Source organism: Nocardia sp. NPDC057227 (assembly GCF_042669725.1).
In the GTDB taxonomy this organism is placed as follows: Bacteria; Actinomycetota; Actinomycetes; order Mycobacteriales; family Mycobacteriaceae; genus Nocardia; species Nocardia asteroides_A.
Genome location: NZ_JBHUXA010000012.1, coordinates 169,215 through 181,716, shown reverse-complemented (window position 1 = coordinate 181,716; position 12,502 = coordinate 169,215). Strand labels below are relative to the sequence as shown.

Annotated in this window: 10 protein-coding genes; 7 read left to right on the top strand and 3 right to left on the bottom strand. The window is 73.9% G+C overall.

The annotated features are described in order from the left end of the window. Positions 1–29 precede the first annotated feature (29 nt). The 5 genes from ACFUJ1_RS18850 to ACFUJ1_RS18830 all read left to right on the top strand — a co-directional run bounded on the left by ACFUJ1_RS18850 (position 30) and on the right by ACFUJ1_RS18830 (position 3,889). The gene (locus ACFUJ1_RS18850; RefSeq protein ID WP_378647226.1) at positions 30–401 is read left to right on the top strand and encodes a hypothetical protein; all 372 of its coding nucleotides are present in this window, start codon (positions 30–32) and stop codon (positions 399–401) included. 492 nt (positions 402–893) lie between these two features. Beyond that, positions 894–1,604, top strand: a complete 711-nt coding sequence (locus tag ACFUJ1_RS18845) for a response regulator transcription factor (RefSeq protein ID WP_378647224.1) — start codon at positions 894–896, stop codon at positions 1,602–1,604. A gap of 88 nt (positions 1,605–1,692) precedes the next feature. Further along, positions 1,693–2,235, top strand: a complete 543-nt coding sequence (gene ectA, locus ACFUJ1_RS18840) for a diaminobutyrate acetyltransferase (protein ID WP_378647222.1) — start codon at positions 1,693–1,695, stop codon at positions 2,233–2,235. Continuing rightward, positions 2,232–3,494, top strand: coding sequence for a diaminobutyrate--2-oxoglutarate transaminase (gene ectB, locus ACFUJ1_RS18835; RefSeq protein ID WP_378647221.1), 1,263 nt, complete (start codon positions 2,232–2,234; stop codon positions 3,492–3,494). The genes ectA and ectB overlap by 4 nt, the downstream gene beginning before the upstream one ends. Positions 3,495–3,496: 2 nt before the next feature. Then, the gene (locus ACFUJ1_RS18830) at positions 3,497–3,889 is read left to right on the top strand and encodes an ectoine synthase (RefSeq protein ID WP_378647220.1); all 393 of its coding nucleotides are present in this window, start codon (positions 3,497–3,499) and stop codon (positions 3,887–3,889) included. Between the two features lie 54 nt (positions 3,890–3,943). On the opposite strand, the gene erm is transcribed toward ACFUJ1_RS18830, so the two are convergent. Together erm and ACFUJ1_RS18820 are read right to left on the bottom strand one after the other, a co-directional pair. Further along, on the bottom strand, positions 3,944–4,720 hold the full coding sequence (erm, locus tag ACFUJ1_RS18825) for a 23S ribosomal RNA methyltransferase Erm (RefSeq protein WP_378647219.1): 777 nt from the start codon (positions 4,718–4,720) through the stop codon (positions 3,944–3,946). A 425-nt stretch (positions 4,721–5,145) separates the two neighbouring features. Continuing rightward, positions 5,146–9,414 (bottom strand): hypothetical protein, encoded by a 4,269-nt coding sequence (locus ACFUJ1_RS18820; protein WP_378647218.1) that lies wholly within the window; start codon positions 9,412–9,414, stop codon positions 5,146–5,148. Between the two features lie 133 nt (positions 9,415–9,547). On the opposite strand from ACFUJ1_RS18820, the gene ACFUJ1_RS18815 reads away from it, so the two are divergent. Next, a complete protein-coding gene (locus ACFUJ1_RS18815; RefSeq protein ID WP_378647217.1) occupies positions 9,548–10,921 on the top strand; it encodes an FAD-dependent oxidoreductase in 1,374 nt (457 codons plus the stop codon). A 9-nt stretch (positions 10,922–10,930) separates the two neighbouring features. On the opposite strand, the gene ACFUJ1_RS18810 is transcribed toward ACFUJ1_RS18815, so the two are convergent. After that, positions 10,931–11,317 carry an ankyrin repeat domain-containing protein gene (locus ACFUJ1_RS18810; RefSeq protein WP_378647216.1) on the bottom strand — a complete coding sequence of 129 codons (387 nt, stop codon included), beginning with the start codon at positions 11,315–11,317 and terminating at the stop codon, positions 10,931–10,933. Between the two features lie 110 nt (positions 11,318–11,427). On the opposite strand from ACFUJ1_RS18810, the gene ACFUJ1_RS18805 reads away from it, so the two are divergent. Next, complete coding sequence (locus ACFUJ1_RS18805; RefSeq protein ID WP_378647214.1) at positions 11,428–12,453, top strand: DNA topoisomerase IB; 1,026 nt, start codon at positions 11,428–11,430, stop codon at positions 12,451–12,453. Positions 12,454–12,502 lie beyond the last annotated feature (49 nt).

Sequence of the window (12,502 nt, the reverse complement as noted above, 5' to 3'; positions counted from 1 at the left end):
ACCGGGGCGCACACAGCGAGGAGGTCGCCTTGGACGATCGACGCAGGCCGGGAAGCCACGCCCCTGCCGACCGCCCGCAGCGGATCACCTCCCCCGAGCAGCGCCAGGAGCGGCCGGGACGGACCATGATCACCACCGACCACCGGGTGATCCGCTCCTGGGCCGAGCGCCGCGGCGCCCGCCCCGCCACCATGCCGGGCAGCGTCCTCGACGGCGTGCTCGGCGTGCTGCGCTTCGACTTCCCCGGCTACGGCGGCGCCGTCCTGCAGCGCGTCGGCTGGGACGAGTGGTTCGCCACCTTCGACGAGCGCGGCCTGACCTTCCTCTTCCAGGAGCAGCGCCCGGACGGCAGCACGAGCAACTTCAACCGCCTCGAGCACCCGGTCCCCGGCCTCCGGTGACGCGACGGCACCGGCGCTGTGTGGCCTAGGGGAGGACAGCGGCTCCGGCGGCCAGGGCCGATCGGCCTCCCATCCGGGTGGCCTCCGTCACGAAATCGTAGTGGCGCCGGTCACACTTCCGTGTCGGCCGCGGCTCCCGTGTCACTCGCCGCGAGCGCGTCCGCGCCGGGCCGCCCGCGTCGCCGCCGGGTTCGGCGTTACCCCAGTGCGTCGGGGGTTTTCGGGGGCTCGGTAGCGGGTGCCCGGCGGGGTCCGTCAGCCCCCTGAACGACGGCACCTACCCCACACACCTACTACTGCACTCAGTAGATGTGCGCCCGTGCCAGTGTTACGAACTGTTTACTGTCGGAGAGGGCAGGGTAACCGAACAACAGCCGGGCGGACCGAAGCTCCAGCCGAGGCGGTAATGCTCGAAGCGCGGGAGAGCGCCGGGACCGGGGATGCGATTCTCCTCGTCACGGCGGGTCCGTGCCTGTCGGCAGAGGGATGGTAGTGAGCGCGAGACTGATGATCGTCGAGGACGACACCCGGGGGCGGGACGCACTGCGCCTGGCCATGGAGGACGAAGGCTACAACGTCGCCGAGGCCGGAGAAGTGGGTAACGCGCTCGACCAACTGCGTACCAACGGCGTACCAGATGTCATGATCGTCGACCTGATGGCGGACGAGACCCACAGCTTCGACTGCATCCGCGCGATCCGCAGGGACCACGACGTCCCGATCATCGTGGTCGGCGCCCGCGACGGTGCCAACGACGTGGTGGCCGCGCTCGAGGCCGGTGCCGACGACTTCCTGGCGAAGCCGTTCGAGATCAGGGAGATGACGGCCCGCATGCGCGCGCTGTGCCGCAGGGCCGGTTTCGCCGCGGAGCGCTCCGGTGCCAGGGAACTGGTGCTCGACGCCGACCCCGAGCAGCCGCTGGTGCTCGCGCCCGCCGCGGGCGCGGTGCGCAGGGGCGACGTGGAGCTGCACCTGACGCTGACCGAGTTCCGCCTGCTCTGCGAGCTCGCCGAGACCCCGGGTCGCGTGCTGAGCAGGCAGACCCTGCTGGCGAACGTCTGGGAGCGCGGCTTCTACGGCGACGAGCGGATCGTCGACGTCCACATGCGGAGACTGCGCACCAAGATCGAGCGCGACCCCTCCGACCCGAGAGTCGTCGTCACCGTGCGCGGCCTCGGCTACCGCCTGGATCTCCAGCACTGAACGCACGGAATTGCCCACAACTCGACCGGTTCAGCTCACGGATCCTTCGCAAGCCTGGACGAGTACCCGAACCCGACGAGGGAGATGTATGTCAACGCCAACCCTGTCCCCGCCGACCGGGCGCGACACCGAGCACGGCCGGACCGTGCTGCGGGCGCCCCGCGTCGGCGACGCCGCGCAGATCTGGCGGATCGCCAAGGACTCCCAGGTGCTCGACGCCAACTCGAGCTACGCCTACCTGCTCTGGTGCCGTGATTTCCCGGCCACCTCGGTGGTCGCCGAGGTCGACGGCGAGGTGGTCGGCTTCGTGATCGGCTTCGTCCGCCCCAAGGCGCCGGACACCGTCTTCGTCTGGCAGGTGGCGGTCGACCCGTCGCAGCGCGGCCGGGGCACCGGGACCGCGCTGCTGCACAAACTGCTCGACGACACCGCCGCCGCGGGCGTCTCGATCCTGGAGACCACGGTCTCCCCGGACAACGAGGCGTCGATCGCGATGTTCGGCTCGGTCGCCCGCAAGCGCGGCGCCGACATGCGCAAGCGCCCCCTGTTCGACCCATCGGCCTTCCCCGACAACCACGAGGCCGAAGACCTGTACACCATCGCCCCTAGCACCCCGGAGGAGCACCGATGATCACCGCCGAGACCACCGTGTTCGAGAGCCTCGAGTCCAATGTCCGGGGCTACTGCCGCTCCTGGCCGACGCTCTTCACCACCGCCAAGGGCGCCTGGCTGAAGGACGAGGAGGGCAGGGACTTCCTCGACTTCTTCGCCGGCGCGGGCGCGCTGAACTACGGCCACAACAACGACCTGCTCAAGAAGCCGCTGCTCGATTACATCGCGAGCGACGGAATCACCCACGGCCTGGACATGTCCACCGCGGCCAAGCGCGAGCTGCTCGTCACCATCCGGGACACCCTGCTCGCCCCGCGCGGGCTGGACTACAAGGTGCAGTTCCCCGGCCCGACCGGCGCCAACGCCGTCGAGGCCGCGCTCAAGCTGGCCCGCAAGATCACCGGCCGCAAGACCATCCTGAGCTTCACCAACGCCTTCCACGGCATGACGCTCGGCGCGCTCTCGGTCACCGGCAACGCGGCCAAGCGGGCCGGTGCGGGCGTGCCGCTGGTGCACGCCACCCCGATGCCCTACGACGGCTACTTCGACAACACCACCGCCGACTTCCAGTGGATGGAGCGGGTGCTGGACGACACCTCGTCCGGCTTCGACCGCCCGGCCGCGGTGATCGTCGAGACCGTGCAGGGCGAGGGCGGCGTGAACCTCGCCCGCCCGGAGTGGCTGCGGCACCTGGCCGAGCTGTGCTCCGCGCGCGGCATCCTGCTGATCGTGGACGACGTGCAGATGGGCTGCGGCCGCACCGGCCCGTTCTTCTCCTTCGAGACCGCGGGCATCACCCCGGACATCGTGACGCTCTCCAAGTCGATCGGCGGCTACGGCCTGCCGATGGCGCTCGTGCTCTTCAAGCCCGAGCACGACCAGTGGAACCCGGGCGAGCACAACGGCACCTTCCGCGGCAACAACCCGGCCTTCGTCACCGCGACCGCCGCGCTGCGGCACTACTGGAGCGACGACACGCTGGAGCGGGCGACGCTGGCCAACGGCGACGTGGTCGCCGCCGAGCTGGGCAAGCTCACCGAGCGCTTCCCCGGGCTCTCCACCCGCGGCCGCGGTATGGTGCACGGCCTGGTCTTCGATGATCCGGGCCAGGCCGGGAAGGTCGGCCAGGCGGCGTTCGAGCGCGGCCTGCTGGTGGAGACCTCGGGCTCCATGGACGAGGTCGTCAAGCTGCTGCCGCCGCTGACCCTGACCGGCGACGAACTCACCGAGGGCCTCGCCCGGCTCGGCGCGGCCGTCGACAACGTGATGGGAGGATGAGCATGATCGTTCGAACCACCGAGGAGATCACCGGGACCGAGCGTGACGTGGCAGGCGAGGGCTGGCGCAGCAAGCGCATCGTGCTCGGCGGCGACGGCGTCGGGTTCAGTTTCCACGAGACCACCATCGAGGCGGGCTCGACGCACGTCTTCCACTACCTCAACCACATCGAGGCCGTCTGGCTGGTGGAGGGCGAGGGGACGCTGCACGACCTGGACAACGACGTCACCTACGAGCTCGGCGCCGGCTCGATGTACCTGCTGAACGGGCACGAGAAGCACCGGCTGGAGGCGCACACCCAGCTGCGCATGCTGTGCGTGTTCAACCCGCCGGTCACCGGGCAGGAGGTGCACGACGAGAACGGGGTCTACCCGCTCGTCGTCGTGAACACCTGAGTTTCCACCGCCGACTCGAGCCGCCACCCCTTCCGGGTGGCGGCTCGAGTTCGTTCACAGGGCTCGGAAGACGGTGAGCCACTGGGCGGGCGTGACCAGCCCCACCGGGGTGTCCGGGTCGAGTTCCGCTGCCCCGCAGGCACTCCGAACCCGCACCCGGGGGTGCTCGCGGGCGAGGGAGGCACCGAACGAGCCGCCCGCGCCCGCGAAGCCGAGGTGTACCAGGCGCCGGTAGCTCGCCAGGCTCTCCGCCGGAAGCAGCGGCTGCCCGCGGCGGCGTACGAGCAGTACCGCCGCGTCGACGGCGGGAACCGGGTGGAAACTGTTCCGGCCGACCCGCGGCCCGAGCGCCAGCGCCGTCCGCGGCCAGTGCGTGATCGCCAGCCGGGACCAGCGGCCGTAGTCGCCGCTGTGCTTGCGCGCGAACTCGCGCTGGGTGAGCAGGGTGGCCGTGGTCAACGCGGGGGCGGTGAGGCACCAGCGCAGGATGTCGGTGCTCGCCGCGAACGGGATGTTCGCGACCACCGTGAACGGCTCATTCGGCGGTTCCGTTGTTCGGAAGTCACTGTGCTGGATGGTGATTCGCGGATGATTTCGATAGCGGGCACGGAGCTGTTCCGCGTGGTGCGGGTCAAGCTCGTAGGCGCGCACCCGGTCCGCCGCGCGGAGCAGCGCCCGGGTGAGCGCACCCGCGCCAGGGCCGGGTTCGAGCACGAGATCGGCGGGCGTCAGTTCGGCGGCGCGCACGATCGCGCGCACCGCCGCCGGGGCGACGAGGAAATTCTGGGACAGCCGGGCGCGGACGCGCGCCGGCCGGGAACGGCGAGGCATGGGATCCTTCGGCAGAAGGCGAATCGGGAACCGGTGATGGCGCCTGACCCATGCCGGGCACGGCTTCGACGGCCTGCTTCAGGCCGTTCGGGAAAGGGGAGTGCGGTGCGCCGGCGGGCCTAGGCGGCGTGGCGCAGGCGTGCGGACGGCACCGAACGCGCGCTCACGACCGCGCTGAACTCGCCGGGGCTGGCTCCCATATCGGGCACGGTAGTGCACCTGGCTTTCCTCGCGCCACAGGTTTTCGCCGCCGCTCGGGCGGGTCCGCTGCTCGCGCGGGCTCCGCCACCGGGGCGGGGTGCTGCCGCTGGGGTGCTGCCGCTGGGGCGGGGCGCTGGCGCTGGGGTGCTGCCGCTGGGGCGGGGCGCTGGCGCTGGGCGGGGCGCAGCCGCTGGGGCGCTGCCGCCGTCCGGTTGCGGCTCCTGTCAGCCCTCGCCCAGTTCCTTCAGACTCGCCGCCGCACGCGACTCACCGTGCGCGGCCGCAGCACGCCACCACGCCTCCGCGCCTGCCCGGTCGCCCTCGTCGCGCAGGATCGAGCCGAGATCGTAGGCGGCGGCGACGTGCCCCGCCTCGGCGGCCTGGGTCAGCAGGCCGCGTGCGGAATCCGTGTCGCCGCGGCGGTACATGGCGAGGCCGAGGTCGTACAGGGCGCCGCGGTAGCCGGGGTCACCGATTATCCCGCCCTGGCCGCGCGGTACCGGCGGAGGGCCGTAGACGCTGCGGCGCGGGGGGAGGGTGTCGGGGTTGTGCTGGAGCGTTGCCGCGCTCCAGCCGCCGAACCCGGTCGGTTCCGCGTCGGGTGTGCCGCCGGCCTGCCGAGGTGCGTCCGGCTCGCCGGCTCGCGGTTCTCCCGGACCGGCTGCCGGTGCCGCGCTCTGGTCGGCTCGCTGCGGTGCATCGAGGCCCGCTTGCTGTGCTGCGGTCAGGCCCGCTCGCTGCGGTGCGTCGACGTCGGCTTGTTGTTGTGCTGCGTTCTGGTCCGCTCGCTGTGGTGCGTCGCGGTCGGCGCGGCGCGCCGCGTTCCGGTCGGCCACCTGCGACACCTGCCGGTCGGTCGGCGCGCTCGCCTTCTCCGGGCCCCGCCCGGCTGTACTCGCGTCACGCTCGGCCTGCCCGCCCGCGCGCGACGCAGCCGTGCTCGCCGCATCCGGCTGCGTACCGCCGCGGGCCGAGGCCGTGCCGTTCCCCGGCGCGCCTCCGGGCACCCGCTGACCGGCGCGCGGGGTGGCTACGTCCGGGCTCGAGCCGGCCGCCTCGGGCGGTCCGTAGCTGCGCGCCGCCGCCGCACCGACATCGGGCGCGGGATTCTGCGCCCGGCGCTCCGTGCGCGGGGGCGCGGGATCGCCCCCGGGCGTGGCCCGCTCCGGCGGCCTTCTGTCGCGCGGCGTCGGTGCACCCGCATCGGGCGTGGTCCGCTTCGGGAGTGCTCCGGCACGCGACCCGGCCGCCGCGGCGTCGGGCACGGCTTCCCTCGGCTGCACGTCGGCGCGCGGCGTAGCCGTACTCGCCCCGGGCGGCCGCACGCTGCCGTGCGGCACGACGGCATCGCCTTCGGACTCGACTTTTCGTGACCGCCCCTCGGCGCGTGGGGCAACCACGCCGACAACGGGCGTGGCCTGCTCCGGCTGCCCATCGGCGCGCGGCGAGCCCGCATCGGGCGCGCCCCGGTTCGAGCGCGTTCCGTTGTGCGGCGGGGTGGTGTCGTCTCGGGTTGCGGTATCTCGCTGCCGCCCCTCCGCGCGTGCCGCATTCGTACCGGCCCCGGGCGTGCTTCGCTCCTGCTGCGCCCTCGGAGGTAGCGCGGTTGTGCCTCCGGACGTGGCCTGCTTCGGTTCTCCCGGGGGCAGCCCAGTGGTGCTGCTGTGCGGTTGCTCTCCGGGGCGCGGCGCGGTCGTCCCGGCTTCGGGCGAGGCCTGAGCCGGCCGCGCACCGGGGCGTGGCGCCGGCCCACCGGCGCTGGGAGCGGCATCTTCCGCACGTCCGCCGAGGCGTGGTGTCGCCGAGTCGCTCGGTGCGACTTCGCGCGGTGATGGGCCGACCGATGCTGTGCCGCCCGCGACCGCGTCCGGTCGATCGCCGGTGCGCGACGTCACCGTGCCGAGCGGTGCGACCCCTCGCGGCCGGGAGTCGACCTGCTCTCCGGTAGCGAGGGCGGCCTTTTCCGGTCGCTCGTCGCTGCGGGACGCGGGCGTGCTCGCGGGTCGATGTTCTGCTCCGCGCCGACCGGCACTCGGCGCCGCACGGTCGAGCGTGTTCCGCTGGTCCTCGCCGCGACCATCGGCGGCACTCTCCGCCGGGGCAAGCCGACGTGGGCCGCCGAGCCGGTCGGCAGGGACCGTGCCCTCGGCGCCCGGCGCTCGAGCATCCGCAGCGGTGCCCGCGCCGCGCCGCGGCAGGCCACCCGGGCCGCGTCGGTGCCCGTCGGAGGCCACACCCGACCCTGCCTCCGGGTTTCGCGGCACCGCGCCGCTTGCCCCGGTTTCCGGGGCCCGCACAGTCGCGTCACCAGGTCCCGCGGCCGAGATTCGGCCGGTCGCGTCACTCGTTCCCGCGGCCGGGATTCGGCCGGTCGGGGTACTCGGCTCCGCCGCTGGGATTCGGCCGGTCGGGGTACTCGGCTCCGCCGCCGAGGTTCGGCCGGTCGGGGTACTCGGCTCCGCGGCCGGGATTCGGCCGGTCGGGGTACTCGGCTCCGCGGCCGGGATTCGGCCGGTCGGGGTACTCGGTTCCGCGGCCGGGATTCGGCCGGTCGGGGTACTCGGCTCCGCTGCCGGAGCTCGGCCGGGCGCGCTGCTCGTTCCCACCGCCGGGGTTCGCGGGGGCGAACCGTTCGACCCCGCCTCCGGGGTTCCGGCCGGCGCTGCGCCGGACCGGTCCGCGCTCCCGGTGCGAGCATCGTCGCCTGGTTCCTGCGCTCCGTGCCGATGCGGCTGGGTCGGCGCCGACCGCTCCCCGCGCAGCGCCTGCAACCGCGCGGCGAAACTCTCCCGCCGCTGGTCCGACTCGTCACCGCGCATGCCGTGCAGCCCGGCCGCCAGGTTCGCCCCGGCCGCGCTCGGCTGGGCACCGGTCGACCCGGGCCGGCTCTGCCTGGTCTGCCCGTGCCGCCCGGTCAGCTTCTCGCCCGCCGCTGTCGGCCGCTGCCCGTACCGCGACTCGCGGATGTCCGGCCGCCGCCCCGCTCGCGTCGGCAGCGCGTGCTGGCCGCCGGTCCGCGCGGGCGGTTGCCCGTCCTTGCGCGGCTGATCCCGACCCGGCCCGTCGGCCGACCGCCCGGCCCCTGCCGTTCGGTCCGGCTCGCCGGCCCGGCGCTCGGATGCCGGTCGGCCCGATTCGTCTGCCTGTTGCCCGGATCCCGCCGCCCGATCCGGCTCATCGGTTGGCCGCCCGGATCCTGCCGCCCGGTCCGGCTCATCGGTTCGCCGCTCGGATGCCGACGCTCGATCCGGCTCGTCGTTCCGCCGGACGAATTGCGCCGCTCGGCTCCGCTCGCCAACCTGCCGCCCGGACCCGCTCGCACGGCTCTGCTCCGCAGCCTCCGCACCGGATTCCACCGGCCGCTCGGCTCGGCCTCCGCCGCGCGCCGACTCATCTGCGGCTCGCGCCTGTTCACTCCCGAGTCCGGTACGCAGCTCGCGCTCGCCGACGCCCCGCTGTCCGAACCCGGTGTTCGCCGCCCGCGGCTCCTCGACCACCGGCTCGTCCGGCTTCCGCCGCACCACCCCGCGGCCGGACCCGGCCGCTCCGGAATCCGCCGGTTCACCGGAGCCCGACCCGGTCACCGGAGCTGTCCGCACCGCCCCCTCCGGCCGGCCGAACCCGGCCCCACGGTCCCCGCCGACAACCCCTTCCGGACCGACCCCCGGCCCGAACGGCGACTCCTCCCCGAGCCCCTCGGGAACCGGCGGCAACTCCCCGCTCGGCCGCCGGACGGCGGCATCCTCCGGCGCCTGCCGATCCCACCGCCCCGCCGACCCGTCCGCGGGCGGCGCGTAATCCCGCCTGCTCACCCACCCGCCCGCGCGCCGCGCGACCTCGCCCTTCACCTCGGGCGCGGCGCCGGTGTCGACGAGCACGACCCGCCCCCCGTCCGGCCGCTCGGCCCGGTAGCGAACGGGCAGCGTGACGTACTGGTCGTCGAGCAGCTGCGCCTCGTTCTCCCGCGGCGCGGCGGGCTCGGCGTCGAGCGCGGTGGTGGCGATCTCGACCACGAGGTTGGCGAAGTTCGGCGGCCCCTCGCCGACGCTGCACCAGAGCGTGACGCGCCCGTCGGGCAGGTGCTCGACGAGGATGCCGTAGTTCCCCTCCCAGGACTTCTGCACGCCGCGGTCGTCCACCCAGACCGGGGTGAGGGTGAAGAGCGCCTCGGCGGAGTTGCCCGCGAGCTCGACGCTGAGCCCGGTCGCGAGCGCGTCGCCCCAGACGTCGATGCCGCCGAGCCGCCTGCCGTCGAAGCGGACGTGCCCGTCGAGCACGGAGAGCCCGATGCCCCAGCCGCGCAGTCCGGCGGGCGGCGCGGCGGAAAGTGCTGTCATCGCGAGCCGCGCGCCGGGCGCCCCGAACTCCTCGGAGTACATGGGGTAGACCAGGCTGCCGTTGTAGCGGATCGGCTCGGCGCTGGTGTATTGCGTGGCGAGGATCTTCCCGGGCGGCGAATGGCGTTCGTACCATTGCGAATACGACTCGGTCATTTCGCCACCCTTTCCTGCTCTCGCGCCGGGCCCCGATCACGCGCGGTGGCCCGTTCCACCGTACTAGGCGCGGGCGCGGTGGTCGCGGCATCGCGGACCGGTCCGGACACCGGCCGGGCGTACCGTGACGCCCATGAGCGAGCGACTGGTGGTGATCGGCGGGGACGCGACCGGAATGGCCGCGGCGTCGCAGGCACGGCGGCTGAAGGGCGCGGGCGAGCTGGAGATCGTGGTCTTCGAGCGCGGGCATTTCGCCTCGTATTCGGCCTGCGGCATCCCGTACTGGGTGGGCGGCGCGGTGCGCGAGCGGGACGACCTGATCGCCAGGACCCCGGCGGAGCACCGCGAGCGCGATATCGACCTGCGCTTCGGCCACGAGGTGCTGGAGCTGGACCCCGCGGGCCACCGGGTGCTGGTCCGCGACGACGGCGGCACGGAATCCTGGACCGGATACGACAAACTCGTCATCGCCACCGGCGCCGGGCCGGTGCGCCCGCCGCTGCCCGGCTTCGACGCCCCCGGCGTGCACGGCGTGCAGACCCTGGACGACGGGCAGGCGCTCATCGACACCCTGACCGGCCAGGAGTCCGGCGACGCGGTGGTGATCGGCGCCGGGTACATCGGCGTCGAGATGGCGGAGGCGCTCATCCAGCGCGGCTACCGGGTGACCATGCTGCACCGCGGCGCCGAGCCCATGTCCACCCTCGACCCGGACATGGGCGCGCTGGTGCGCGAGGCGATGGACGGGATGGGCATCACCGTGGTCGGCAATGCCGATGTGACCGCGATCCGCACCGGCCCCGACGGCCGGGTGCGCGCGGTCGGGACCGCCGACGGTGAGTACCCGGCCGACGTGGTCGTGCTCGGCCTCGGCGTGCGCCCGGCCACCGAGCTGGCGGCCGCGGCCGGGCTGCCGCTGGGGGAGGAGGGCGGGCTGCTCACCGACCTGGCCATGCGGGTGCGCGGCCACACCGACATCTGGGCGGGCGGCGACTGCGTCGAGGTGCTCGACCTGGTGTCCGGGCGGCTGCGGCACATCGCGCTCGGCACGCACGCCAACAAGCACGGGCAGATCATCGGCACCGGGGTCGGCGGCGGGTACGCGACCTTCCCCGGCGTGGTCGGCACCGCGGTGAGCAAGGTCTGCGCGCTGGAGGTCGCCAGGACCGGGCTGCGCGAGGTGGACGCCACCGCGGCCGGGTTGCAGTTCGTGAGCGTCACCATCGAGTCGACCAGCCGGGCCGGGTACTACCCGGACGCCGCCCCGATGACCGTGAAGATGCTGGCCGAGCGGCGCACCGGCCGGTTGCTCGGCGCCCAGATCGTGGGTCGGGAGGGCGCGGGCAAGCGGGTCGACATCGCCGCCGTCGCGCTCACCGCCCGGATGACGGTCGAGCAGATGACCACCCTCGACCTCGGCTACGCCCCGCCCTACTCGCCGGTCTGGGATCCGGTGCTTGTCGCCGCCCGCAAGGCGGTGGCCGCGGTCCGCGCCGCCGGTTGGTGAAGCCGGCCCTCAGCCGAAGAGCTCGAGCAGCTCGGCCTTGCCGAACATGGCCGCCGCCGCGCGCGCGGACGGGCTGCCCGCATCGGGATCGGCCCCGGCGGCGACCAGCGCCCGCACGACCTCGGTCTCGCCCTTGAAGACCGCCCCGGCCAGCGGCGTCTGCCCGCGATCGTTGGCCCGGTCCGGGTCGGCGCGCCGCTCCAGCAGCACCCGGACCGCGGCCACGTGCCCGTGGTAGGCGGCCAGCATGACGAGCGTGTCCCCGCGGTCGTTGGTGAGATCCACCGGCACCCCGGCGTCCACGTACCCGGCGAGCGCATCGGCGGCCCCGGTCCGGGCCAGGTCGAAGATCCGGCCGGCCAGCTCGACGACTTCGGGATCGGGTTCCTCGCTCATCGGCCCATCATGCCGAAGCGCGCTGGTTACCCGGCGGCGCGGGCCGGAAACAGCGGCGCTCACCACCGGAAAAGCAGGAATGAGCGGGCGCTGCGAAGGTATCCGGAGGTATGCGGTTACGGCGGAGCGACCCCGGCGGGCCCGGCCTGCGCCGGGTGCGTCGCGGCAAGGGCTTCTCGTACCACACCGCCGACGGCGGCCAGGCGGACCCGGCGGACGTCGAGCGCATCCGCGCCCTGGTGATCCCGCCGGCCTGGAAGAACGTGTGGATCAGCGCGCACCCGAACGGCCACATCCAGGCCATCGGCACCGACGCGGCCGGGCGCAAGCAGTACCTCTACCACGAGCGCTGGCGCTCGGCGCGGGACGAGGAGAAGTTCGACCGGGTGCTCACGCTGGCCGCGAAGCTGCCGACGGTGCGCGAGCGGGTCCACGCCGACCTGGGGCTGAGCGGGCTGCCGCGGCACCGGGTCGAGGCGGTCGCCGTCGACCTGCTCGACCGCGGCGTCTTCCGGGTCGGCGGCGAGGAGTACGCGGAGGAGAACGGCACCCGCGGCGTCGCCACCCTGCTGCGCGAGCAGGCGGCCGTGAGCGGCGACTCCATGCTCTTCGACTACATCGCCAAGAGCGGGGTGCACCGCCGGGTCCGGGTCACCGACGCGCGGCTGGCGCGGGCGGTGCGCTCGCTGCGCCGCAGCCGCTCCGGCTCCGACCGGCTGCTCGTCTACCGGCAGGGCGACGCCTACCGCGAGCTGCACGCCGACGACATCAACGCCCGCTTCAAGGAGCTCGCCGACTGCGAGTGCAGCGCCAAGGACCTGCGCACCTGGCAGGGCACGGTGCTGGCCGCGGTCACCTTCGCCGCGCTCGGCCGCCCCGGCTCCGAGCGCGGCCGCAAGCGGGTGCGCAAGGAGGTCTACGAGGCGGTCGCCGATGCGCTCGGCAACACCCCGACCGTCGCCCGCGAGTCCTATGTCGACCCGCGCGTGGTGCGCGCCTGGGAGAACGGCGACACCATCGCCGCCGCGCTGCCGAGGGCGGAGCGGCAGAAGGACGAGGACGCCCGCCGCGACATCCTCGAACGCGCCGTCATCCGGCTGCTGCGTGACCGCAACCGCGCGCGTCGTGCCGCCTGACGTCGCGGCACGCTGTGCACGGCCGTCCCGCTGACGACACCGGGTCGGC

Bases quoted from the DNA above. Each gene is read 5' to 3' on its own strand.
- erm (WP_378647219.1), bottom strand. From the start codon at position 4,720: ATGCCTCGCCGTTCCCGGCCGGCGCGCGTCCGCGCCCGGCTGTCCCAG.
- ectA (WP_378647222.1), top strand. From the start codon at position 1,693: ATGTCAACGCCAACCCTGTCCCCGCCGACCGGGCGCGACACCGAGCAC.
- ectB (WP_378647221.1), top strand. From the start codon at position 2,232: ATGATCACCGCCGAGACCACCGTGTTCGAGAGCCTCGAGTCCAATGTC.
- ACFUJ1_RS18830 (WP_378647220.1), top strand. From the start codon at position 3,497: ATGATCGTTCGAACCACCGAGGAGATCACCGGGACCGAGCGTGACGTG.
- ACFUJ1_RS18820 (WP_378647218.1), bottom strand. From the start codon at position 9,414: ATGACCGAGTCGTATTCGCAATGGTACGAACGCCATTCGCCGCCCGGG.
- ACFUJ1_RS18805 (WP_378647214.1), top strand. From the start codon at position 11,428: ATGCGGTTACGGCGGAGCGACCCCGGCGGGCCCGGCCTGCGCCGGGTG.
- ACFUJ1_RS18815 (WP_378647217.1), top strand. From the start codon at position 9,548: ATGAGCGAGCGACTGGTGGTGATCGGCGGGGACGCGACCGGAATGGCC.
- ACFUJ1_RS18810 (WP_378647216.1), bottom strand. From the start codon at position 11,317: ATGAGCGAGGAACCCGATCCCGAAGTCGTCGAGCTGGCCGGCCGGATC.